The sequence below is a fragment of the Borrelia sp. A-FGy1 genome, assembly GCF_014084025.1.
Lineage (GTDB): Bacteria > Spirochaetota > Spirochaetia > Borreliales > Borreliaceae > Borrelia.
Genome location: NZ_CP043682.1, coordinates 750,251 through 775,172, shown reverse-complemented (window position 1 = coordinate 775,172; position 24,922 = coordinate 750,251). Strand labels below are relative to the sequence as shown.

Annotated in this window: 21 protein-coding genes, 2 tRNA genes and 1 other RNA gene; 3 read left to right on the top strand and 21 right to left on the bottom strand. The window is 28.8% G+C overall.

Annotation, left to right across the window (positions count from 1 at the left end; translation table 11 throughout):
* The first annotated feature begins 16 nt into the window (after positions 1-16).
* Together F0310_RS03610 and F0310_RS03605 are read left to right on the top strand one after the other, a co-directional pair.
* Positions 17-1,408 (top strand): L-cystine transporter, encoded by a 1,392-nt coding sequence (locus F0310_RS03610; RefSeq protein WP_182117569.1) that lies wholly within the window; start codon positions 17-19, stop codon positions 1,406-1,408.
* Positions 1,409-1,429: 21 nt separating this feature from the next.
* Positions 1,430-2,761: a CoA-disulfide reductase gene (locus F0310_RS03605; RefSeq protein WP_182117568.1), complete on the top strand. Its 1,332-nt coding sequence runs from the start codon at positions 1,430-1,432 to the stop codon at positions 2,759-2,761.
* 102 nt (positions 2,762-2,863) lie between these two features.
* Here the strand turns inward: F0310_RS03605 and F0310_RS03600 are convergent, their stop codons facing one another.
* From F0310_RS03600 to F0310_RS03585, 4 genes are read right to left on the bottom strand one after another with little or no spacing between them, the layout of a single operon-like run.
* Positions 2,864-4,207: an ATP-dependent 6-phosphofructokinase gene (locus tag F0310_RS03600; protein WP_182117567.1), complete on the bottom strand. Its 1,344-nt coding sequence runs from the start codon at positions 4,205-4,207 to the stop codon at positions 2,864-2,866.
* A 36-nt stretch (positions 4,208-4,243) separates the two neighbouring features.
* Positions 4,244-5,215, bottom strand: a complete 972-nt coding sequence (locus F0310_RS03595; RefSeq protein WP_182117566.1) for a MinD/ParA family protein — start codon at positions 5,213-5,215, stop codon at positions 4,244-4,246.
* 10 nt (positions 5,216-5,225) lie between these two features.
* Positions 5,226-6,008, bottom strand: coding sequence for a potassium channel family protein (locus F0310_RS03590; protein WP_182117565.1), 783 nt, complete (start codon positions 6,006-6,008; stop codon positions 5,226-5,228).
* A 7-nt stretch (positions 6,009-6,015) separates the two neighbouring features.
* Positions 6,016-7,335: a TrkH family potassium uptake protein gene (locus F0310_RS03585; RefSeq protein WP_182117564.1), complete on the bottom strand. Its 1,320-nt coding sequence runs from the start codon at positions 7,333-7,335 to the stop codon at positions 6,016-6,018.
* A gap of 84 nt (positions 7,336-7,419) precedes the next feature.
* Here F0310_RS03585 and cyaB point away from each other — a divergent pair, with 84 nt between their 5' ends.
* Positions 7,420-7,941: a class IV adenylate cyclase gene (cyaB, locus tag F0310_RS03580; protein ID WP_182117563.1), complete on the top strand. Its 522-nt coding sequence runs from the start codon at positions 7,420-7,422 to the stop codon at positions 7,939-7,941.
* Here the strand turns inward: cyaB and F0310_RS03575 are convergent.
* The 17 genes from F0310_RS03575 to F0310_RS03495 form a co-directional block, all read right to left on the bottom strand.
* Positions 7,918-9,351, bottom strand: a complete 1,434-nt coding sequence (locus F0310_RS03575; RefSeq protein WP_232535945.1) for a hypothetical protein — start codon at positions 9,349-9,351, stop codon at positions 7,918-7,920. The genes cyaB and F0310_RS03575 overlap by 24 nt on opposite strands.
* A complete protein-coding gene (gene pgsA / locus F0310_RS03570) occupies positions 9,341-9,964 on the bottom strand; it encodes a CDP-diacylglycerol--glycerol-3-phosphate 3-phosphatidyltransferase (protein WP_182117562.1) in 624 nt (207 codons plus the stop codon). The genes F0310_RS03575 and pgsA overlap by 11 nt, the downstream gene beginning before the upstream one ends.
* A gap of 1 nt (position 9,965) precedes the next feature.
* On the bottom strand, positions 9,966-11,717 hold the full coding sequence (gene thrS, locus F0310_RS03565) for a threonine--tRNA ligase (RefSeq protein WP_182117561.1): 1,752 nt from the start codon (positions 11,715-11,717) through the stop codon (positions 9,966-9,968).
* 149 nt (positions 11,718-11,866) lie between these two features.
* Positions 11,867-13,186, bottom strand: a complete 1,320-nt coding sequence (rodA, locus tag F0310_RS03560; RefSeq protein WP_182117560.1) for a rod shape-determining protein RodA — start codon at positions 13,184-13,186, stop codon at positions 11,867-11,869.
* 6 nt (positions 13,187-13,192) lie between these two features.
* Entirely contained in the window at positions 13,193-14,992 is a 1,800-nt protein-coding gene (mrdA, locus tag F0310_RS03555) for a penicillin-binding protein 2 (protein WP_182117559.1), read from the bottom strand.
* Positions 14,993-15,475, bottom strand: a complete 483-nt coding sequence (locus F0310_RS03550) for a rod shape-determining protein MreD (RefSeq protein ID WP_182117558.1) — start codon at positions 15,473-15,475, stop codon at positions 14,993-14,995.
* Positions 15,472-16,317 carry a rod shape-determining protein MreC gene (gene mreC, locus F0310_RS03545; protein WP_182117557.1) on the bottom strand — a complete coding sequence of 282 codons (846 nt, stop codon included), beginning with the start codon at positions 16,315-16,317 and terminating at the stop codon, positions 15,472-15,474. Before mreC ends, F0310_RS03550 begins: the two co-directional genes overlap by 4 nt.
* A 2-nt stretch (positions 16,318-16,319) precedes the next feature.
* A complete protein-coding gene (locus tag F0310_RS03540; protein ID WP_182117556.1) occupies positions 16,320-17,369 on the bottom strand; it encodes a rod shape-determining protein in 1,050 nt (349 codons plus the stop codon).
* Between the two features lie 10 nt (positions 17,370-17,379).
* Positions 17,380-18,345, bottom strand: a complete 966-nt coding sequence (locus F0310_RS03535) for a tetratricopeptide repeat protein (RefSeq protein ID WP_182117555.1) — start codon at positions 18,343-18,345, stop codon at positions 17,380-17,382.
* Positions 18,346-18,361: 16 nt separating this feature from the next.
* An RNA gene (rnpB, locus tag F0310_RS03530) (RNase P RNA component class A) lies at positions 18,362-18,708 on the bottom strand.
* Between the two features lie 12 nt (positions 18,709-18,720).
* The gene (locus tag F0310_RS03525) at positions 18,721-19,479 is read right to left on the bottom strand and encodes a zinc ribbon domain-containing protein (RefSeq protein ID WP_182117554.1); all 759 of its coding nucleotides are present in this window, start codon (positions 19,477-19,479) and stop codon (positions 18,721-18,723) included.
* A 10-nt stretch (positions 19,480-19,489) separates the two neighbouring features.
* Complete coding sequence (rpoD, locus tag F0310_RS03520; protein WP_182117553.1) at positions 19,490-21,370, bottom strand: RNA polymerase sigma factor RpoD; 1,881 nt, start codon at positions 21,368-21,370, stop codon at positions 19,490-19,492.
* Complete coding sequence (gene dnaG, locus F0310_RS03515) at positions 21,367-23,136, bottom strand: DNA primase (RefSeq protein ID WP_182117552.1); 1,770 nt, start codon at positions 23,134-23,136, stop codon at positions 21,367-21,369. The genes rpoD and dnaG overlap by 4 nt, the downstream gene beginning before the upstream one ends.
* A gap of 13 nt (positions 23,137-23,149) precedes the next feature.
* Entirely contained in the window at positions 23,150-24,190 is a 1,041-nt protein-coding gene (mltG, locus tag F0310_RS03510) for an endolytic transglycosylase MltG (protein ID WP_182117713.1), read from the bottom strand.
* Positions 24,191-24,369: 179 nt separating this feature from the next.
* Positions 24,370-24,451 (bottom strand) — tRNA-Tyr (locus F0310_RS03505).
* Positions 24,452-24,454: 3 nt separating this feature from the next.
* Positions 24,455-24,528, bottom strand: a tRNA-Thr gene (locus F0310_RS03500).
* Between the two features lie 67 nt (positions 24,529-24,595).
* Positions 24,596-24,919 carry a hypothetical protein gene (locus F0310_RS03495; protein ID WP_182117551.1) on the bottom strand — a complete coding sequence of 108 codons (324 nt, stop codon included), beginning with the start codon at positions 24,917-24,919 and terminating at the stop codon, positions 24,596-24,598.
* Positions 24,920-24,922 lie beyond the last annotated feature (3 nt).

Here is a 24,922-nt window from a genome sequence, read left to right as displayed (position 1 = left end):
TCAATAAGAGGCAAAAATGAATATAGCATTAATATATATATTACTAAATATAATAATTATGGTTGGGTTACTAGGAATACTCTATTTTTTCCATAAAAAACATATCTCATTTACAAAAAGAATATTTATAGCACTAGGACTAGGATTAATTTTTGGCATATCTATGCAGTACCTTTATGAATCAGATTCTACAGTAATAAAAGAAAGCATTAGATGGATTAACATCCTAGGAAATAGTTATGTAAGACTTCTTAAAATGATTGTAATTCCTCTCATTATTGTCTCGATAATATCTGCAATAACAAAACTAACAAACACCCAAGATGTTTGGAAAATGAGTTTATCCGTAATATTAGTACTTGTATTTACAGCAGGAATCGCATCAATAATTGGAATTTATACCTCCTTATTCTTTAATTTAACAGCAGAATCTCTCCAATCTGGTGAAGATAAAATTACATATGAAAGAAAGCTAACCCAAGGACTTGATCGCCTAAATTATACTTCAATTACGCAAAGACTAACAGAACTTATTCCTGAAAATATATTTGAAGATATGGCAGGTATGAGGCCAAGCTCAACAATTGGAGTAGTAATATTTGCTGCCTTAGTAGGTATATCCGCTGTTAGAGTTTCAAAGAAAAAGCCAGAATCAATAGAATTTTTCAAACAAATAATGACAACATTACAAGATTTAACTTCAGGAATACTAATTTTAATTTTAAAGTTGACTCCTTATTCTATATTAGCAATGATCACAAAAATATCAGCAACAAGCGATATCTCAAGCATACTGAAGCTTGGAAAATTTGTACTTGCATCTTATATTGCTATTGGCATTACTATATTAATGCACATGACATTAATTGCCTTTAATAGACTAAATCCAATTACTTTTATTAAAAAGGCATTTCCTGTTTTAACATTTGCATTCATATCTCGTTCTAGCTCAGCTACAATACCCGTTAATGTAGAAGTACAAACTAAACAATTAGGAGTTAGTGAAGGTATTGCTAATCTTTCTAGTTTATTTGGAGCTTCAATTGGACAGAATGGATGCGCTGCTATCCATCCTGCAATGATAGCAATAATGATTGCCCCTACTCAAGGGATAAACCCAACAGATCCATTATTTATACTTCAACTTATAGGAATAATAATAATAACATCATTTGGAGTAGCTGGAATAGGAGGAGGCGCAACAATGGCATCTTTAATGGTTCTTTCGTCAATGAATCTACCTGTTGAACTAGTTGGGATATTAATATCTATTGAGCCTCTAATTGATATGGGAAGGACATCTGCTAACGTAAGTGATTCAATGGTTGCAGGAATAATTACTGCTAAAAATTTAAATCAATTAGATATAAATATTTACAACAATAAATATTTACAAAAACAAAAATAAAATAGAAAATAAGGAATTTACATGAAAGTAATAATTATCGGAGGCACAGCTGCAGGTACTAGCGCTGCTGCTAAAGCGAAAAGAATAAATAAAAAATTAAATATCACCATTTATGAAAAAACAAATACTACATCTTTCGGTGCTTGCGGATTGCCCTATTTTATTGGAGGATTCTTCGATGATTCAAATAAAATGATAGCTAGAACACCTGATGAGTTTGAGAAAAATGGAATATCTGTACGTACTAAACATGAAGTTATCCAGGTAAAAATCAAAAATAGTACTATTAAAATAAAAAATCTAAAAACTGGAGAAATATTTAATGATACCTATGATAAATTAGTAATTGCAACAGGAGGAAACCCTATTATACCTCCTATCAGCAACATCCACCTAAGTAATTTTTATACCTTAAGAAACATGAAAGATGGAACAGAAATAAAAGAACTCTTTAAGAAAAAAGAAATAAATGACATAGTAATAATTGGAGCTGGATATATTGGACTTGAAATGGTAGAAGCAGCTAAAAATAGAAATAAAAATGTAAGAATCATTCAACTAGATAAGCGAATACTTATCAAATCATTTGACAAAGAAATTACTAATATAATGGAAGAAGAACTAATTAAAAACAATGTCTTACTCCATACAAATGAATTTGTAAAAAGTTTAGTAGGAAAAGAAAAAGTTGAAGGCATCACTACAAATAAAGGTGAATATAAAGCTGATCTTGTAATTCTATCTACGGGAATACAACCTGCTACTGAATTTTTAGAAGGACAACTTGAGACTTTTAAAAACGGCGCTATAGTCATTAATGAATATGGTGAAACTAGTGTAAAGAATGTTTTTTCTGCTGGAGACTGCGCTACAATATACAACATTGTAAGCAAGCAGAATGATTATATTCCTCTTGCAACAACAGCTAGTAAAATGGGCAGGGTAATAGGAGAAAATTTAGCAGGAAAACGTATTCCTTTTAAAGGGACATTAGGGTCTGCATCTGTCAAAGTCTTGTCTCTTGAAGCGGCAAGAAGTGGACTTACAGAAGAAGATGCTTTAAATCTTGGAATAAAGTATAAAACAGTATTAGTAAAAGATAAAAACCACACAAATTATTACCCATCACAAGAGGATATATATATTAAGTTAATCTATAATGAAGAAACAGAAGAAATTATCGGAGCACAAGTAATAGGGAAAAATGGAGCAGCTTTAAGAATGCATACACTTTCTCTTGCAATTTACTCAAAAATTACGACAAAAGAACTTGGTATGTTAGATTTCGCATACTCCCCTCCCTTCTCAAAAACTTGGGATGCTCTAAATGTCGTAGGAAACGCAGCAAAGTAAATGAAAAATGAATTGTCAAATGAATATGGAAATTATTATCAGTTATTCATGGTATTCAAAATTAATAAAAGAGAACTAAAATAAATATACTAGATATTTACTTTAGTTCTTCATACTAAATGGCTGTCCAGTACTTGCAAGAACATCTCTCCAAAAAGAACCATTTATATTAACTTTATTTCTATCAAATACTGCCATTTCTATTGGTATATGCACAAATTTTGTACTCCACAAGCTAACTAATAATTTTGTTTTTCCCGCCATAGCAGCGTGAACAGCATTTGAACCAAGACGAGCACAATAAAGAGAATCACTAGCATTAGCTGGTGAACTTCTAATAATATAACTAGGATCAATATACTTAAGAGTAATTGGAATATTTTTAAATTTAAAATATTCTGTAATCTTATCTTTAAGGTAAAGGCCAATATCCTCATAAAGCAAATTACCAGAGTCATCTCTTTTTCGACTACCATGATCAAAATATTTTTGTCCTGCTCCTTCTGCTATTAATATTACTGCATGAGGAATTTCATCTAAACTCTCTTTCTCCAATAACCTTCTCTCAAGATGAGTAAGAAACCCATTAGGCCCTTCAATATCAAAGTCTAACTCTGGTATTAAACAAAAGTTAACATCATTCGAAGATAAAGCAGTATAAGAAGCAATAAAACCAGAATCTCTACCCATAACCTTAACAAGACCAATTCCATTATATGCACTATTTGCTTCAAAATGTGCACCAGCAACAGCAGCAACTGCTTGCTCAACCGCTGTTTCAAATCCAAATGACTTCTGAACAAACATAAAGTCATTATCAACTGTCTTAGGAATCCCCACAACAGAAATTTTTAAATTTCTCCTAGCTATCTCATTAGCAATTAGAATAGATCCCTTCTGTGTCCCATCTCCACCAATATTAAAGATCATATTAATATTCATTCTTTCTAAAGTATCAACTATTTCAACAGGCTTAATTCCTCCTCTTGAGGAACCAAGTATTGTACCTCCAAACTGATTAATATCATCCACTATATCAGGATTAAGTTGAACAAAAGGCGAATTAGACTCTGACAAAAGCCCCTGATACCCAAATTTAACACCATAAATATTACGAACTCCGTATACTTTCCATAATGTCCTCACAATTGAACGAATAACATCATTAAACCCAGGACAAAGCCCTCCACAAGTAGTAATTGCCGCCTTAACATGTTTTGGAATAAAATATATTTTATCTCTAGGTCCAGCTTTCTCTAAAAGGATATTTTCATACTTATCGCAACTTTCTTCATTTTTATAAACACTAAATCTAATTTTATTAATCTCATTAGTAAAATGAACATGATTTTTGCTGGCATAAAAATCAATTAAAGGATTATTTTGTTTACATTCTCCTAGACTTTCTATTCTAAAATTCAATTCCTTATCTCTAATCCTATACATTATATTATTCCTCCATCATAAACCATTATAATTCAACTAGTTCCTAATAAATTGACTTTGATCCTTAATCATATCATATATGTCATCATAAATATAAGGAGATCCTTCAAGAGGAGACTTAATCAAATTATTAGAAATAAACTCGAAATATTTATTGAGCTTTGAATTTTTATCAAAATCAATAAATGGAATTCTATTATTAACAGATTCTCTAAAACTCTTTGCAAAAGGAATAAATCCAATAAATTCTATTGGTATATTAATATTATTCTTAACCACATTTATTAAATTTTCACACATACCTATTTCTTCACTAGATTCTATTCTATTAAGCACAACTCTAGGGTAAAAATTATTCATCATTTTTTTTACCTTAAGAGATGAACTTAAAGATATAAGCTCAATCCCTGAAACTAAATCCTTAAACTTAACATTTGACCCTTCTATTTTTTCTTTAAAGAAATTACTAATATATTCACGCTCCTCACTCTTTGAAGGAAAGCCTAAATACAAAAGACGATAAAGTGCATTTTTTAAAAATGAATAAGCATTCAGTATAGAAGGAGTCTCTGGCACAGTAACAATAATACCACTATAAGCCACTAAATAAAAATCTAAGGTATTATATGATGTTCCTGAACCTAAATCTATAAAAACAAAATCTGCAACAAGATCTCTTTGAATTGAATCAATTATTTTCTTTTTGATAGAAAAAGGAAGATTAGCTGTACCTGCATAAAGAGCATCTCCTGGAATTAAATAAAGCTTATTATAAGGTGTTTCAATAACTAAATTCGAAAAATTTTTTTCACGCTTATTAATAAAAGACCCTACACCAACACCAGTATTTTTAACCCCTAAACATGTATGTAGATTAGAACCGCCAAGGTCAAGATCAACTAGTATTACAGTTTTTCCTAAGCTTGAAAGTTTATAACCAATATTAGCAACAAAAGAGGTCTTACCAACACCTCCTTTTCCGCTTGCAACAGGAATAATCTTAGTCATTCTAAATCCTTTAATTGCTATTCTTATCTTTATTAAAATTTTTCATGAAATCAAAAAATCTTAAAAAACCCATCTTTTTAGATCCTTCTATTTGTGAAGCCTCCTCTTCTTTAGAAGCCGCAATTAAATCCTTAATCAAATCCTTATTATTCGTAAAATTTTCAATACTATCAGGTTTCCCACAAATCACAATTTTATCATCCTTTAAAAAAAAATAATCACCATCCACAAACTCATACCTAGAATTACTTAAATTCCTAACAGCAATAACTGTAATACCCTTTTCTCTTCTCAAATCAGCCTCAAGAAGAGTCTTCCCTACATACTCGTTAGGAATAACAGTTTCAGCAACAATAATATCATACCCAATAATATTATACGTCGAAAGATTGGGAGAAACTAACAACGGAGTTAATCTTCTTGCCGCATCCTTACTTGGAAATATAATTTTTGTAGCCCCAAGAGTCTTTAATATTTCAGCATCATCTCTATCTTCAGTTTTAACACATATCTCTCTCATGCCTAAAAGATTACAATAATGAGTAACAAGAGCACTCTTGCCAAGATCATCATCAAAATCAATAATAACAGCATCCGTATCCACAGGAATTACTTTTTTTAACGCATTTTTAGTAAATTGATCAAGAATAAAACTCTCAGTAGCAATAACATCATATTCTTCAACTAATTCCTTTGATGTATCAACAATAATAATTTGACAATCAAGTCTACTTAAATCTTCAAGAAGATGTATACCTAAATTACTAAGACCAATAATAACAAATGTTTTCACTCTTTGTCTATCCCACTAAAATATCTTGCCTTGGTCTTGTAAATTCTTCAAAACGAGATCTCCGTGATACAAAAATTGCCATAGAAAAAAGACCTATTCTGCCTGCAAACATAGTAAAAATTATAATTATTTTACCTAAAAATGACAATTCCGGAGTAACCCCTACCGAAAGCCCAACAGTACCAAAAGCAGAAAAAACCTCATACCCTAAATCAATAACTTTCCACTTATCTCCGCCCTCAGCAGCAAGAAGAACAAAAAATGAAAAACACAGGATAAAAACAGCTCTTACAAAAAATAAAAGAGCAAACCTTATACTATCAATTGACACTTTATATGAGCCTATAATATAGCCATTACCATCTTGTGCTTTTATCACCGCAAGTATAATTAAAAAAAATGTTGTTATCTTAATTCCTCCAGCAGTTGAACCAGGAGCACCCCCAATAAACATAAAAGGTAAAGTAATCATCTGAGTCCTACTTGTAATAACAGAATTTTCAAGATAATTAAATCCTGCTGTCCTTGTACTTATTGAATAAAATACTGAATTTAATATTAGAGTTCCAATTGAATAACCTTCCTTTATTTTATGAATTTCAGACAGAAAAAATATAATTGCTCCAAAAACAATCAAAAATAAACTAAAACTAAATACAACTTTAGCATGAAGAGATAATTTTTTTTTATCTCTAATAGTGTTACTAACATCACGATATACCATAAACCCAAGCCCCCCACAAATAATTAAAACAGCAATAACAATTATTGCTTCAGGTACATCCCGCCAAGCATAAATACTCTCAGAATGCATAGAAAAACCTGCATTACAAAATGCTGAAATTACAGTAAATAAAGCTTCAAACAATGAAATCTTAACACCTCGAATTTTAAAAAAAACTAATATTAATATTAGTCCAATCAGTTCAATTAGAAAAGTTATAAGAAGTATACTTTTTAAGATTTTAATGGGATTATATTCAATATTTGAAAGAGAATATTGCTTTATTATCCTAGCATCTGTCATCTTCAATTTACGCTTAGGAATAAGCAAATAAAATGTAGTAATAGTTATAAATCCAAGACCCCCAAATTGAATTAACAACATGATAACAGTAAATCCAAAAGTAGAAAAATTTTCTATTTTAACAGTAACAAGACCAGTAATACTAACAGCAGATACAGATGTAAATAGAGCATCTATGTATTCTAGTTTTTCTTCACCCTTCCAAGAAATAGGTAATAATAATAAGAGAGAACCAAAAAACATAATTAGAATAAAATAACTAAAAAGAAAAAATCTATCGCTAAACTTAAACTTTAACATAAAAATAATAAAGGCATAAAAGCACTATTTAAAATATAATCATAAAACATTGAAATATTATCACAATTTTACTATTTTTAATACATGTTAGAAATTGAATCTAAAGCTTTCATTCCAAAAAATGAAATTAAAAGAATTTTTAAATTAGCTAATAAAAAATTTAAATTTATTAAAAAAGAGCTCAAAGATGATGTATACTATTGCAATACCAAAAAAATAATTAGAATAAGAAAATTTGATACTTCAACAGAAATTGTAACATTTAAAACTAAATATTTAGATTTTGACATAGAAGTCAACAAAGAAATTGAATTTAGAGTAGATAATATAAATAATTTTGTACTCTTTTTAGAAGAAATGGATTTCAAAATCCTATATAAAAAAACAAAAAAAAGTCTAATTTATAAAAAAGAAAATTTGACTATAGAAATCAATGAAATTAAAAACCTTGGATTCTTTTTAGAAGTAGAAAAAATCATTAAAGATAAAAACGAGCTAGCTCTAGCCAAAACAGAAATTTATGAAATGATAGAAGATTTTCAATTAAAAAATAATATTGAAAAAAAATCATATTTTGAACTACTAAGTAATCAACTTAAAATATAAACTTTTAAAATCCAAACTTACATATGATAATATAAATCCTTCACTTCCATACTGTTTAACTTTAGGCTTAAGAGCAGATCTCTTAAAAATCTCAGATTCATTCAGAAAATACCAATGATCATCATCAAAATAAATAACTCTAATATTATTGCCATCTTCATAAGCTAAGAACAAATTACCTCTATAGTCTATAATATCACTTCTTATACCATTTATCTTAATATTTGGACTTATATTATGCCATTTATCAAACTTCAAAGTAGATACACTAACAATAGGCCTACTCTTTGTTACATAACTTAAAAAAACTTGACCAGATTTAACATTAGAAATAATTTTTATTGAATTTGCTATATTGGCAGACTGCATATTTGTATTCACCCAAGTCTTGCCCTTATAAATAATAAATTCAGATTTTATATATTCATCTATTTGATAATTGTAAAAAATTCCCAAGAAAGGTTCGGAAACGATTCCAATATTTGAAGTATTAACATTAGCATTTCCTTTAGAAATATAAGAAATCCCAGTATTACTCCAAATATTTCCATATCCTTTATTTTTAATAAAATTTATTTTATATTCTTTTCCAACCTTTTTTAAATAAGCCAAGTATAAATTATTTGATTTGTCAATGCTAATATTTATCAAAAATCCAATACTATCTCTAAACTTAGGACTAATATCAATCCACTTTCTACTATTAAATTTTTTAACTATAAGTTCTCCAGAAAAATTATCTGTCTCCTTAGTAGTAAAAGCAACATATAATTCTCCTTTAGAATTGATTGCAAAATCAAAGCAAGCAACCCCAGTAATATTTTCATTAACAGCAGAGGCTATATCAAACCAACCAATATTTTCAATAAAAGCAGAAACTTTAATACTATCACTAGTTTCCATTTGATATGCAACATAAATATTTTTTTTATATGTTCTTAATATGTATTTTTTTAACTTAAAGTCTAAACTAAAGCTTGGCAATTCCCTTAATAGAAAAGTCTTATCTTGCATTTTTATATTGGATGGTTTTACTTTTAAAGAAGCTTCACTTATTATTGATAAATCCAGATCCGTAAGAGAAAAATTAATATTTATATTTTCAGATGTGATATAGATTATCGCATAAAGAACATCTTTGTCTAATTTTATTTTAAAATCTTTCTTTCTTACCTTATCCGTCATATATTTTTTATTTACAACATCATAAATCATATAAACAAAATCTGATTTTAAAGAACTATCAAAAGTTAAGATATAATTAGAAGACTTACTAACTTTTAAATAAACGCTTCCCTTTCCACTCTTACTCGAAATACTCAAAGAACTTATCTCTGTTAAAATTTGCTTGTCATGGGCATAAGAATAATAAACAATAATTAACAAAAATAAGAATGTCTTAATCTTCATATTTTTTAAGATCCAAAAATACCATTAAATAATCAACAAAAGATATAACAATTAAAAAGGCAGACACAGCATATATTATTCCAATAATAAAAGAAAAATTAAAATTTATTTTTAAAGCAGAGCTAACATATTTTTCAATCAGTACAGTCAATTTCAATTTATCTAAACTATAAATGAAAAAACTAGCAAATGTTGTAATAGCATAAAACAATGATTTTAATTTACCCGAAAACTTAGCTTGTTGAACTATATCAAATTGTATAATCAAATTTCTAATAAAACCAATAGAAATTTCACGATATACAAATATTACAAAAAAATAATATGGAGTAATGCCTTTATAAAAGAAAAAAACAAAATATGTTAAGTGTTGTAATACATCTGCATAAGGATCCAAAACCTTTCCCATATCACTAACTAATCCATATTTTCTAGCAATATAACCATCTACAAAATCTGTTATTTCATTCAAAATAATTAAAACCCAAATCAAAACTAAAAAGAAATAAGGATTCCATAAATCTTCAAGGAAAAATATAAATAGTATAATGAAAGACAATATAATCCGAAAAAAAGTTATCTTATTTGGACTAATTATTCCCGAATTATTCAATTTATAAAATCTCCTTACTATTTATTTTTGATTTAATAAACTCAAGAACTTCTTCAAGTCCAAGCCCATTAATCTGTTCATTAGTTCTAGTTCTAATAGCAATTTTCTCTGTTTGAACTTCTCTCTCTCCTATTATAAACATATAAGGGACTTTTTTTGCTTGATATTCTCTAATTTTTGCATTCATTCTTTTATTGCAATCATTATCAAGTTTTATCCTAATACCTTGTTCTTTAAACATAGATAGCACTTTGAATGCATATCCTTCTACAATATTATTTATAGGAATAATTACAACTTGAAGAGGTGCTAACCACACAGGAAATGAACCCCCATAATGTTCTATTAAAATTCCAAAAAATCTTTCAATAGAACCAAAAAGAGCACGATGAATCATAAAGGGCCTCATTTCTTTACCATCTTCTGCAGTATAAGTCATTTTAAATCTTTCAGGAAGATTAAAATCAAACTGAATTGTACTCATCTGCCATTCTCTTTCAAGAGAATCTATTATCTTAAGATCAATTTTAGGCCCATAAAAGGCTCCACCTCTTTCATCAATATCATAAGCAATATTAAGCTCAATTAAGGACTCTTCTAATACTCTTATAGACATATTCCAATCATTGCTGCTCCCTACAGATTTTTCTGGTTTTGTAGAAAGATATGCCTTTAAACTTGTAAAACCAAATTTATCCCACATATAAAGAGCAAATCTTAAAACCTCTTTAACTTCAGTTTTAACTTGATCATAAGTACATATAATATGAGCATCATCTTGAGTAAATCCCCTTACACGCATAGTGCCATGAAGAGCACCCATCTTCTCATAACGATATACCGTACCAAGCTCAGCCCATCTAAAGGGTAAGTCCTTATAAGAATGTTTTTTTTCATTATAAATTGCAATATGAAATGGACAATTCATAGGCTTAATATAATAATTACTCTTATCCATTTTAATCTTCTCAAACATATTATCTTTATAAAAATCTAAGTGTCCAGAAGTTTCCCAAAGACAAGATTTACCTACATGAGGCGTAAAAAGAATATCATATCCATTTTTAAAATGTTCTTCTCGCCAAAAATCTTCTAATAAAGTTCTTATTCTAGCACCATTAGGATGAAAAAATATAAGCCCAGGACCTATTTCTTCATGTATAGAAAATAAGTCAAGTTCGCGTCCAAGTTTTCTGTGGTCTCTCCTTTTTATCTCTTCTCTTAAGTGAAGATATGCCTTAAGCTCCTTTTCATTGTTCCATAAAGTCCCATAAATACGAGTAAGCATTTTATTTTTCTCATTTCCACGCCAATAAGCACCAGCAATGTTAGTCAATTTAAATGCCTCTGGATCAATTTTCTGCATATTATCAACATGAGGTCCCCTACAAAGGTCAACAAAATTATTACTCTTATATACCGAAATCTCTTCTTTGATATCAATATTACTAATTAATTCCATTTTATAAGGCTGGTTTTTAAATAAAACTAAAGCTTGTTCTCTAGTAATTATTTCTTTTATAAAAGAACTACCTGTCTCTAAAATCTCTCTCATCTTTTTCTCTATTAAAAAAAGAATATCTTCTGTTATATTATTTTCAAAATCAAAATCATAATAAAAACCATCTTTAACTGGAGGTCCTATCGCAATTTTAGTATTTGGAAACAATTCAAGCACTGCTTCTGCCATAACATGGGCAATTGAATGTCTCTTCTTGTATAAGATATTATCTTTTTCTAAATCTTTACTCATAAAATACCTTCTCAATTTTAACTTTTAAATACAAACATCACATATTGGAACTCTAATAGTAAAAAATAATAAATATAAAATCCCAAATAAAATATACAAAAAAATTTATTAAAAAAATAGATAAAAGTAAACAATACTCAATAAATTAATTAATCTACTGTTACTATAGACTCAATGTTAAAATAAAGAGCCATAGCTAAAAAGAAAGTAATACTAGAAGAACCCCCATAAGAAAGGAAAGGTAAAGGTATGCCCGTAATTGGCAAAAGCCCTAAACACATTCCAATATTAAAAGAAGTATGAAAAAATAAAAGACCCAATATACCCGATAAAACCAATGACATATACCTATCTTTGCTCTTATCCATTATTATTAAAATCTTAAAGAAAATAAAGAAAAATAATATTAAAACTGTACTAACCCCAAAAAATCCAAATTCCTCAGCAAGAATTGAGAAAATAAAATCTGTGCTCTGAGAAGGTACATAGTTAGCATGGGTATAAGGACCTTTTAAAAACCCTTTTCCCAAAATACCCCCAGAACCAATAGCAATCTTTACTTGATTTAAATTCCATCCAGCTCCTTTGAGATCAATATTCGGATCTAAAAAAACTAAAAATCTCTTAATTTGATAAGGTTTCATTATTTTAGAAAGAAACTTAGATGAAAAAGTAGCAATTAACAAAATTGAACTCATAAACATAATATAAAAATAAGAAAGTCTAATGTTTAAATTGCATTTTGAAATAAAAAAGCCTATCATAGATGCTAAAAGCACTAAAATTAACACTAAAAAAGCTATCTGAAAATAAAAATTGTTTGAAAAAATTAAATATATTACATTCCCCATGTCTGCCTTATACTCATACCAAACAGGCAATACTACAAAAAGAAAAGAAAAAAATCCTACTAAAATAAAATACAAAATATAATGTAAATGAACACCAGCAAAAAAGGAAATAAATATAAATATACTCAAGTATACCACAGCAGTTCCAAAGTCAGGTTGTAAAAATACAATCAAAATAATAGGAGAAATTAAAATAAAGGCAAAAATAAAAACAAAAAAGCTACCATTATCCTTTCTACTACTGTAAAATTTAGCAAGAGCTAAAATACTAATAATTTTACCAAATTCTGAAGGCTGCCCACCTAACTTCCAAATTCCAATCCAAGATTTAGCTCCGTTAACAGTAACGCCAAAAAAAGCAGTAAAAATTAAAGAAGCTACCAATAAAAAATATAAGGGATAAATTATTCCTTGTATGATCTTAAGATCATACCTTCCTATTATAAAAATTAGGGAAAATCCACTAAGAACCCATATAGTTTGTTTAATATATTCAACTTTAATTAAGGAACCATTAGAAGTATAATCACTAGAATATATAAGCAAAATTCCAGTAAAAGATATAATCGCCAAACTAATCAATGCTAAAAGATCATACCCTTTCCTAAAAACAGCCACTTTAATTTACCTAATATACCATGGTCTATATTCTCTAAGGATATCTTCATAACTTTGATTAGCAAAAATTCCCTGCATAATCAAATCTACAGCTTTAGCAGGCCACATATCAGCATTACTCCTTCCTTCAACTAAACTAAAAACAATAACTTGTTCATCAGAAGTCTGATTATAAGGAGCAAGTCCTACAAAAGAACTATTTTCAAATCCAATGACACCAGTTTGACCCGTTCCTGTCTTACCTGCAACTGATACAGCCTTAGTAAGAACTGAATTTTTTGCAGTACCATAAGTTATAACACTTCTCATATACTTTTTTAAAAACTTAAAGGTACTCTTACTAATAAGTTTAGTATTTCTAAGAATCTCTGGAGTACTTTCAAGAACAACCTTATTAGTACTTCCATCTAAAATTTTATTGACAACTCTTGGCTTATATACAAAACCTTCATTTGCAATCATAGCTATCATATTAGCAATCTGAATAGGAGTAGCATTTAAAAATCCTTGCCCTATTGAAAAATTTACAGTATCACCACCAACCCAAGGTTGCTTAAAAGTTTTCTCCTTCCATTCTGGACTTGGAAGGAGTCCTGATACCTCATTTGGCAAATCGATACCTGTCCTCTCACCAAACCCATATTCTCTTGCATATTTAAAAATTTTCTCCGCCCCAAGATACTTAAGCCCCATTGTATAAAAATAAACATTACATGAATGTGCAATAGCTTCTTCTAAATTGACATAACCATGCCCGCCACGATGCCAACAATTAAAAATTCTATTACCTACCTTAAAGTATCCTGGACAATGTATCTTTCTGTCTTTATCAAAAACTTTTTCTTCCAATATTGCGGTAGCCATAACCAACTTAAAAATAGAAGCAGGAGGGTAAACTGATTGTACTGCCCTATTCAGAAAAGAATAATCTTCTCTAGAATATTTATTATAAACATCCTTCATTGAATAGTAAGGATAATTATGAAGAGCTAAAATACCTCCTGTTGAAGGCTTTAATACAACTATAGTACCATACCTATCCCCTAAAGTATTTTTGGCAAGCATTTGAATATCCTTATTAAGATTTAAAACAATATTATTCCCAGGAGTCATATTTTCTATAATAGAGCCATTATCTATTTTTCTTTCTTTAGAATCTACCTTATATTTAATTAACCCATCCTTACCTCTAATATAACTATCATAAATTTGTTCAATTCCCGACTTTCCTATAGTAGAATTATTATCATACCCTTTAACATTATAGAAAGAACGAAGTTCTCTTTGATTAATCCTACCAACATACCCAATAGGATGAGAATAAGAGTTATCCACCAAATAATTTCTTTTAAAAGAATATGACCATAGAAGTGCAGGATAATAACTTCTTTTTTCAGATATTCTAAATAACATCTCAGGACTAAGTTCAACTATTTCTACATCTTTAAGATATCCTCTAGGAGCTTCAATCTTAGAAAAAATAAGTTCTCGATCTATATTCAGAGTATTTGATAAAAAATCTAACATCTCTTCTCTATCTTCAAGAGACATATTATAATATTGTTCCAAACTAACTTTTAAAACAAATGCAGTAATATTATTTGCAATAACATTCAAATTTGAATCTAAAATTTCACCTCTTGAAGCATTAATTTTTTCAACCCTAGATAAAAGAACCGTTGCTTCTCTATCATAAAACAAATGTTTTCCAATCTGCATCTTAAATAAAGTAAAAAAATATATAAAAAAAACAAAAGAAACAAGCAATAATCCAAATCTATATCTTTCTTTAAAGATAACCTTCATTTAATACTCCTCTCTAAAAATATAAAGATTTCTAGTAAAATAACTTAAAATTGGATACAAAAAATTTATAAATACTATATTTACAATAAGATTAAGATTAAATATTTCATAATTAAATCCCTTAAGATCTATAAAATCTGAAAAAGTCATTGCAACAAACCAAATAATAAATTTTGATAGAACAAAAAACATTGTCATGCTAAGCATACTTTTAGGAATTAAAATCTTAATTTTACCAAGAATATAAAATACTAAAACATAACTAAATACAAAAAAACCAAGCGGTAGTCCTGTAAAATAATCCATAATAAAACCATGTAAAATACTAGAAATTAAACCTACATTAAAAATAAAATTTAGAGAATTAAAAATTAAAATTATTAAAAATATATCTATTGAAAAAGAAAAATTAACTGAAAAATAATATTGAAAAATTTGACCCAAAAATATGCTAGTGATGTAATAAATAACAAAAGATATCAATTTTGTATCACCTTATCATCTTTAATCAAAAAAACATACTCTAATCTATCCAAAACCATTATAGGTTCTATTTTAATACTTAAAAGAGAATTATATTCAAGAATATTAAAATGAATAATCTTACCTATATAAATCCCACCGGGATAATCACTAAACCCAGCTGTAACTACAGAGTCACCCACTTTTAAATCATTTTCAGCTAATCTATTAACATAATTCATCTCAAGTGGCTCACCATATCCCTTACCTTCAACAAGGCCAATAAACTTGCTATTTTGAATTCTTGCAGAGACAAAATTCTCATAACTAGTTAAAGGTAAAATTTTAGCAGTATTTGCATAAACTTTAACAACTTTTCCAACCAAGCCACTAAATCCATCTTGATAAGCAACAGCTACCATATCTTTTTGAACACCGTCACTATAACCCTTGTTAATTGCCATTAAAGAAGAAATATTTGAATAATTTAAATAAATTATTTCAGCTGGTATAAACTCACTAGAATTTGATGAATAAAACCCAAGTTGTTCCTTAAGTCTAGAATTTTCTTGTCTTAGTATTTGAACATTTTGAGTAACTATCTCAAGTTGTTGTATTCTTTTTTTGTATTCCTCTATTCTCTCACCATAATCCTTATATTCACTTATTGCCTTAAAAATACTAGAAATAAAACTAAAAAATTCATGCAAATTATCCTGAATATATGAATTTAAGGTAAAAACAAAAAAATTGTCTTTTGTCTTCTTGCTATGACCACTAGAATCATATACCATAAGAATAATGGCAAGTATTAATATACTTAGTACCTTAACAAAATTCTTGAACTTAACAAGAAACTTCATATCTATTCATTAATAAAACTATATATATTCTTACTAATATCTATCCTATTAGCATAGTCATAAAATAAACCTGCTCCAACAGATACAGAAAGAAGAGGATTGTCTGCTACATAAACGGGCACTCCTGTTTCTTTTGACAAAAGCCTATTAAGCCCTTTAAGAAGAGCTCCTCCTCCTGTTAATATAATTCCACGCTCAACAATATCTGTCGCAAGTTCTGGAGGTGTAGCACCAAGAGTTCTCTTAACCTCATCAACAACTGTACTAATAGGCTCCTTTAAAGATTCTCTTACTTCCATAGAATCAACAATCTGCTTTCTGGGAAGACCTGTAACAGCATCTGTTCCTTTAATATCTATTGTTTCCACTTTCAAATTATGAGTATCTGGATAAACATTACCTATCTTAATTTTTAATTTTTCTGCCGTTTGTTGTCCAATAATAATGTTATGAGCATTTCTCATATATTTTATTATACTTTCATCAAATTCATCTCCACCAGTCCTAATAGCTCTACTTACTACCATCCCACCAAGAGAAATGACAGATATTTCAGTAGTCCCCCCACCAATATCACATACCATATGACCTGTTGGTTCAAAAATAGGAATATCTGATCCAATAGCAGCGGCAAGAGATTCTTCAATAACTTTAACCTCACGAGCACCTGCATTCATTGCACTCTCTTTAACAGCCCTCCTCTCAACTTCTGTAATGCAAGTTGGCACTCCTATTACCATTCTAGGTTTAAAAAATAATTTTTTTCTAGAAAAAATATGATTTATAAAATACTTAATCATTTTTTCTGTATTTTCAATGTCAGCAATAACACCATCACGAAGAGGCCTTACTGCCTTAATGTTCTCTGGAGTTTTCCAAAGCATCTTTTTAGCATTTCGACCAACAGCAACAACTCTATTACCCTTAGTAACATCAATAGCAACAACCGAAGGCTCACTCATAACCACACCATAATCCTTAATGTAAACCAAAGTATTGCATGTACCAAGATCAATGCCAATATCTATCAAAAAAGACTTAAATAAGTTCAAATCAAGCCCCCTAAAAATCTTCTAAGTTAATCCTAAGCCTTTCCCTTGCTTCCTCTAAATAAGGATTAATGCTTAATGCTTCTCTCCAATATTTTCGAGCTTTAGGGTAATCTTTATCTCTCTTTCTATATATATCTCCTATTTTAACATAAACATTGGGATTTAAACTATTAATTTTCAAGACTTTATCATAGTAAATAAAAGCATCATCATAAGCACCTTGGTCCAAATATATATCTCCATATAATAAATACACCTTTTGCATCAAATTATCATCTTTTCTTTCATTAACAAAAGACTTGCTTTCATCTTTTATAAATTTACTTATATATTCAATACTTTTATCAATATCTCCTATTTTATAATTAATATATGCCAAACTCCAAAGAACAAGATCTGACTTATTTTCCTTATAGGCCTTCATAAAAAACTTTAAACTAGATTTATAATCTTTCAAAAGCTGATAAGAATATCCTAAATATTCAAAAATATCTTCTTTTATACTCATGAAATCAAAATTATTCGAATATAAAGCTTTATTTAAATATTTAACAGAAAGTTCACTATAATATTCACCTTTATGAGAGTAAGCTTTTCCTAAAATATAATAAAGTGAACTCATAGGAATATCATCATTAACTGCCATTAAAAACCTTAGCCTTTCTATTGAATTATCCAAAAAATGAGTCTTTAAAGAACTATCATTTAGCATTAACGAATAATAAAAATATGAGAATCCAAGAAGCAAATTTAGATTAAAATCAAACTTGTTTACCTTAAGATCATTCTCAGCATAATCTATTATTTCTTTATATTCCTTATTTTCCCAAAGAACAAGTAAATTTACTTCAGTGGGGCCTGCTTTTAAATAAGAGTTGGAAAAGGCTTTAAAATAAGATAAAATATAAAAAATAAAGAAAAAAAGTAGCAAAACTACAATCAAACAAAAAATATATCTTACATACTTTATTTCCATAAACTCTCTACAAAAATTTAAGTTAATACCCATAAGCCGAGTTCTGTATTATGTCATCATCTATCTCATTTTCTCATCACTGAAAAAATCATGCAATCTACCCGCAAGTCTTCAAGAGCTAAGCAACTTGCATATTTGATTTTGCTCCTAATGAGGTTTGTCTTGTCCTTATCTATCACTAAATAAGCGGTGAGCTCTTACTTCACCTTTTCACCCTTACCCTAATCCTAAGGCGGTATTTTTCTGTGACACTCTCTTAAGTTTAAAACTCCTAGGTATTACCTAGCATTACGCTCTTATTGGAGCTCGGACTTTCCTCTTAAAATATCTCAAAATAAATTAAGCGATGACTGGATATTAACTTAAACTAAATTCTTATTCAACAAGATCTGCTAAACTTCCAGGTACCATCCCCAAGCCAACTTCAAATTTATCTTGATAATAAAGTATTCTACTACAGTAAGGACAAAATTTAACATCATCTGGCTCACGCCTTACCTTATTTGCAAATTCAACAGGAAGTATCATATTACAACCCTTACAAACATTTTCAACTAAAGGAACAACTCCATTAGATTTATTTCTAATAATCCTCTGAAATTTAAACAAAAAATCTTCATCCATTTTAGAAGTATATTTCTCTTCTTCATATATGATATCAAAAAGTTTCTGTTTAATCTCTAAAAGCTCATTTTCAAGTTCGGCACTCTCAGTAATATAAATATCTTGCTCTCCCTCAAGCTTACTCTTTATTTCGGATATTTCCCTGTCTACTCTTGTTTTAAGACCAGTAATATGTGTCATTTTTTTTCTAATAGCAACTTCATCATCAATAATAGTTTGTAACTCTTTCTCAAGGGCTTCATATTCCCTTTGAGTTTTAATACTATCTATTTTTTCCTCTGCCTTGGTCTTTCTCACATTAATATCTTGAATACCTAATTTTAAAGAAGCATCTTCTTTTTGGCATTCTTTAAATTTAATTTGTAATTCATCAAGAGCACTATTAAGTTCATCAATTTGAGATTTCTTGAATTGCAAATACTTAGGAATATTTTTTTGTCTTTCCTCAAGTTTAAACTTAGCCTTATATATGCCTTCAAGGTTTTTTAATATGTTAATATTACTTTCCACAAATCCCCCATTAATTTAAATCTTCTAAATAATCTTTAAGTTTTTGTGTCTTTTTAGGATTTTTAAGTCTTCTTAAAGCTTTAGATTCAATCTGCCTAATCCTTTCTCTTGTAACATTAAAATGAAGCCCAACTTCTTCAAGAGTCAAAGAATATCCATCTTCAAGCCCAAATCTCATTTTAACTACTTCCTGTTCTCTTTCTGGAAGAGTACCAAGAATTGATCTTATTTGATCTTGTAAAACCACAAAAGATGTATGTTTTGCCGGATTCTTTATTGCCTTGTCCTCAATAAAATCACTAAGAACAGAATCCTCCTCTTCCCCAATTGGAGTTTCAAGTGATACAGGTTCTCTTGAAACATTTTTGACAGTCTTAACTTTCTTTAATTCCCATCCAAGTCTAACTGAAAGTTCCTCATCTGTTGGGTCCTTACCTAAAACCTGAACCAAATATCTTGTTTCTCTATTCAATCTATTTATTTGCTCAATCATATGCACAGGAACACGTATCGTGCGCGCTTGATCTGAAATTGACCTTGTTATTGCTTGACGAATCCACCATGTAGCATAAGTAGAAAACTTAAATCCTCTCTTATATTCAAATTTTTCAACAGCCTTAATTAAACCAATATTACCCTCTTGCACAAGATCAAAAAAATGAAGACCCCTATTTGCATACTTCTTGGCGATACTCACAACAAGTCTTAAATTAGCTTTAATAAGCTGATCTTTTGCATGTTGCATCATCTGCTTACCTTTAAGAATTTCTTCTGACATCCTTATTATTCTATCTATTGGATATTCATAATACATCTCAATTCTCTCAAGCTCCTTTTGAGCAAGCTGAGCTTCTGTAATCTGTTCCTTAATAAGATCTTCTCTCATATTTAAAAATTTTTCTATCTTCTCCCGCCTCTCGGGTATAGCTAAATCTCTTCCAAGAACCCTAAGATTCCTAATTTTGTCGACTTTTAATCTATCTAATATAGACTTCTGCTGCCTTTTTAAATCCCTTATCTTACTAGCAGAGTCAATATAATCATCTGAAAAAATCCTTAACTCTTCTTGATACAAAGGTACAGATTTAAGCATATCTTTTAAATAAAGCCGTTCATTATTAATACTTTCCTCAAAAATATCTTCTCCAAGTTCATATAATTTATGCTTATTTTCAATATAACTTACTAAACGATCCTGATATGGTTTTAATGAAGTTTTATAAAAAGACGTGATTCTTTTTTTTTTGTTATAGTAGTCAGCATTATTATCCTTTTCTCTTTCCTTTTCCCTTTTAAAAAATTCTTCCCTATCTGCTCTTGAATAAATAGCATTAACCAAATTATAATAATTCTCTATAACAAGTCCTTCACTCTTAAGAATGTTTTCAATAATAGACTCACCAGAATCCATTTGTTTTGCAAGCTCAACTTCTTGATTTCCGGTTAACAAGAATTCCTTTCCTATCTCTTTTAAATAAAGCCTTATTGGATCTTCAGTATTGTTATCTTTTAATAATCCGCTCTTAATACACCCTGAAAAATCTTCCTTGTCTAAAATATCATCATCAAATTCATCTAATTTATCGTCATTATCAACAGAATCACCTAAGACCATAAATTGACTATCCATTTTAGCTGCTTCTTCTAATTCAGAACTATTATTAGAGTTCTTAGCTTCTACTCTTTCATCAATCAAACTTATTCCCTCGTCCTCAAGTATTCCATAAATAAAATCAATGTTTTCCGGCTCTAACATATCCTCTGAAAGCAAATTAGATAAATCTCCAAATGTAATCTCTTTTCTACCCATCAAATAATCCAATATGGCTTTTATTAATTTTGAATTTTTCTTTTTAAAACATTGAAAATCTTTATTTTCCATACTATTCATTTAAAATATATCCTCAAACTCTCTCTTTGCATATTTAAAAACATTAATTCTCTTATTTGAGTTTTAGCATCTATTAAAGCATTATCCCTATTCATTTCCCTAAAAGCCAAAACGCGCTCTTCCAATTTCCTTTTTTTAATTGCAAATAAAATTTGAATAACCATTTCATTATCTACTTCAAACTCTATCTTTAACATATCTTCAAAAAAAATTTCACTAACGCCATACCTATCTTTTAAAAATTCTTTTAAATTAAGCAATGAAAAAATCTCATTATTATCAAATAAGTTTTCAAAGCACATAAAAACCTTTCTTACATCAACGTCATGTAAGTCACTATCAGTAATATTACGCCTTATTATATTAAAATAATTAAAGTCTTTCAACAAGGCAATTACTAAATATCTCTCATATGTATTTGGTTGATAAGAATACGCACTCTTCTTATAATTCTCAATTGCATTTCTTTCTCTAATATCATAGTAATCTTTTCTTAAGGTCTCAAGTCTAACCCCAACCTTACTCTCTATTTTTTCTAAAAGAATATCTCTATGTGTATTAGTACTTGATAAACTTATTAACTTTATAAAGATACCAATCACATGATTTAAATCCGATGTTTTATTTAAATCATATTTAGAAAAATATCTTTCCAAAAGATACTCAAATGCATCGCAAGTATTCCTAGCAATATTTCTTAAATAAGAAATACCTTTGGTTTTCAAAATATCTGCAGGGTCAAGTCCATACTCCATCTTAATTACACTTACATCAATACCAAAGGGCAAGCAAATTTGATATGCTTTAAGCGTAGCTAAAAGTCCAGAATCATCACCATCAAAGCACATTATTATTTTATCCGCATATCTTCTAATCAAAGCAAGATGTTCCCTTGAAAAAGATGTGCCCAATGTAGATACTGCAGTCTTTAAACCAGCTGTAAAAAAAGAAAGGACATCTATATACCCTTCTGTTAAGATTACCGATTTCTTTTCTTTAATCACAGAAAATCCCTCATAAAATCCGTAAAGCAACTCTCTTTTTTTAAAAGCATCTGTTTCGCTCAAATTAATATATTTGGGACCATTATTTAAGACCAAACTTCTCCCTCCAAATCCCACCACATTTCCTTTAAAATCTTTGATTGGAAAAATTAATCTACCAGATAAAATTGAAAACTTTTTCTTTTTCCTTGAAAATAAACCACTCTTGCTTAATATTTCAGGAGAATATCCTTTTGAAATTAAAAAATTATAAAAACTAAATTCACCTTCTATGTCAGACCGTAAATATCCAATATTAAATAAACTAATAACTTTTTCTGATATATTCCTATTTTTAAGAAGATAATTCAAAACTTCACTATTTTTGTAAAAATAAAACAAAAAAAATTTAACTAATTTAGCATTTAAGCTGTATATCTTAGAAACTATTTCTTTATCTTGAAATCTATCTTTAAAAATAACTGATTTCTTAATATCATCATATAGAATACCTATTCTATCACATAAAAACTTAAGTGCATTATCATAACTAAATTTCTCAATATCCATTAAAAATTTTATAACATCCCCCCCCTTTTTGCACCCAAAACAATAAAAAAAACTCTGAGAAGGATTTACAAAAAAAGAAGCTGTTTTTTCAGCATGAAAAGGGCAAAGACCCTTGTAAGATGATCCTGATTTGACTAATTTAACGCGTTCGCCTATAAAATCTACAATATCTACTCTGCTTTTAATTAAATCTATAACTTTTGCATGTTCCATATCTCTCAATCCCTCAATTCTTAGTAACAAAATTATGAATATAACTATTTACAGCCAATAGATGTTCACTATAATCTGAAGAAAATTTATGAATTCCAGTCTTAGGATTTTTTAAAACAAAAAATAAATAATTTGTACTATCAGGGAAAAAAGCTGCACGTAAAGACACAATACCTGCATTAGAAATTGGAGTTGGAGGATAACCCCTATTAACATAAGTATTATAAGCAGACTTAATCTCTAAATCTGAAAAATAAATTCTTCTGGGATGAGGCCTTTTTAACTCTTCAGTAATTATATACTCAATAGTAGCACAAGATTGTAATGCCATGTTAGCATTTATCCTATTAAAAAAAACAGACGCCATCAACGTCGCTTCACTCTTAACTCTATATTCTCTTTCTACAATAGAAGCAATAATTACTCTATTATAAAGATCCTCACTAGAATAAGATTTATAATCTATTCCCATAGAAATAAGTTTACTAAAAAAATTACCAACGAAAACCCGAATTATTTCCTTTATCTCCATATCTTTATAAAATTTATAAGTATCTGGAAATAAAAACCCTTCAAGAGAATAATAATTAAGCCCAAGTTCGCTAATGAATTTAACATCATTTATCAAATCAACAAAACTCTGAACATCATTAATAATGCCAACTTTACTAAGTTTTAAAGCTATCCTTCTAGCTGTATATCCTTCAGGTATAGTAACATTAATGTCAATCGTAGGACTTCCTTTCAAAAGCTCCTTGTATACATCAAAAGTTGAAAAACTACTACTAATTAAATAGTTACCTTCTTTAAAATTTTTATCACTATCAAAAATATAAGAAATAGCTACTAAAAGTCTCTCAGATCTAATAAATCCTTGCCTTTTAAGTTCCTTAGCTATCCTCTTTACTCCCCATCCTTTATGAACTTCAAATTCATATAAAAATTCAGATTCAAAAGGAGATGAGTTTAAAAAATATAAAAAAAATACTAAGATGAAAAGTATAAAAATCAAAACAAAAGAGAAAATAAAATTTTTTTTCATTTTCATAAGAATTTAAAATCTCTTTTTAAAAGAGAACAGCACTCTCATATACTCTGATTAATAACCAAAAAAAATAAATCTCCTATAAATAAGTACTTACTACCCTATAAAAAGGATATCAAAATCCAACTTTCAAAATAAATCAAACAAAGAAAACACAAACTCTTATAATAATAAAAGAAATCTTAAATTGGGGAGGGTGGGATTCGAACCCACGTAGGCAATGCCAACAGATTTACAGTCTGCCCCGGTTAACCACTTCGGTACCGCCCCAAAAGCCGACTGTCGGATTCGAACCGACGACCTGAGGTTTACAAGACCGCTGCTCTGGCCAGCTGAGCTAAGTCGGCGTACACTAATGGCTAGTTTATAATAAATAAAGCATATTAGTCAATAGCAAGCTTAAAAATTGACAAGCTATATACCAATAGAAAGAAAAACCTTTATAAAAAAAGCAAAAAAACAAACTATAAAACTAGAAATCAAAATTATATAATATCTAATCTTTTTTTTCATAATCAAATAAAAAAATATTAATCTGGTAGCCTCAAGCCCAAAAGAAACAGAGCTTAGTACAATAGCAAAATCAAGAGAAAATTCTTGAAAAGAATACATAAAGGTATTATAAGCACCTGCCAAAAACATAAATAAACTAAGTAAAGAATTTAAAAATAATATTATTATCAAACCTCTAATAAAAATTGAAAAAAACCTAATTTTATCTGTTCTAAAAGCTTTCATAAT

Coding starts and splice junctions, on each gene's coding strand:
- F0310_RS03610 (WP_182117569.1), top strand. CDS start 17: ATGAATATAGCATTAATATATATATTACTAAATATAATAATTATGGTT.
- F0310_RS03605 (WP_182117568.1), top strand. CDS start 1,430: ATGAAAGTAATAATTATCGGAGGCACAGCTGCAGGTACTAGCGCTGCT.
- F0310_RS03600 (WP_182117567.1), bottom strand. CDS start 4,207: ATGTATAGGATTAGAGATAAGGAATTGAATTTTAGAATAGAAAGTCTA.
- F0310_RS03595 (WP_182117566.1), bottom strand. CDS start 5,215: ATGACTAAGATTATTCCTGTTGCAAGCGGAAAAGGAGGTGTTGGTAAG.
- F0310_RS03585 (WP_182117564.1), bottom strand. CDS start 7,335: ATGTTAAAGTTTAAGTTTAGCGATAGATTTTTTCTTTTTAGTTATTTT.
- cyaB (WP_182117563.1), top strand. CDS start 7,420: ATGTTAGAAATTGAATCTAAAGCTTTCATTCCAAAAAATGAAATTAAA.
- F0310_RS03575 (WP_232535945.1), bottom strand. CDS start 9,351: ATGAAGATTAAGACATTCTTATTTTTGTTAATTATTGTTTATTATTCT.
- thrS (WP_182117561.1), bottom strand. CDS start 11,717: ATGAGTAAAGATTTAGAAAAAGATAATATCTTATACAAGAAGAGACAT.
- mrdA (WP_182117559.1), bottom strand. CDS start 14,992: ATGAAGGTTATCTTTAAAGAAAGATATAGATTTGGATTATTGCTTGTT.
- mreC (WP_182117557.1), bottom strand. CDS start 16,317: ATGAAGTTTCTTGTTAAGTTCAAGAATTTTGTTAAGGTACTAAGTATA.
- F0310_RS03535 (WP_182117555.1), bottom strand. CDS start 18,345: ATGGAAATAAAGTATGTAAGATATATTTTTTGTTTGATTGTAGTTTTG.
- rpoD (WP_182117553.1), bottom strand. CDS start 21,370: ATGAATAGTATGGAAAATAAAGATTTTCAATGTTTTAAAAAGAAAAAT.
- dnaG (WP_182117552.1), bottom strand. CDS start 23,136: ATGGAACATGCAAAAGTTATAGATTTAATTAAAAGCAGAGTAGATATT.
- F0310_RS03495 (WP_182117551.1), bottom strand. CDS start 24,919: ATGAAAGCTTTTAGAACAGATAAAATTAGGTTTTTTTCAATTTTTATT.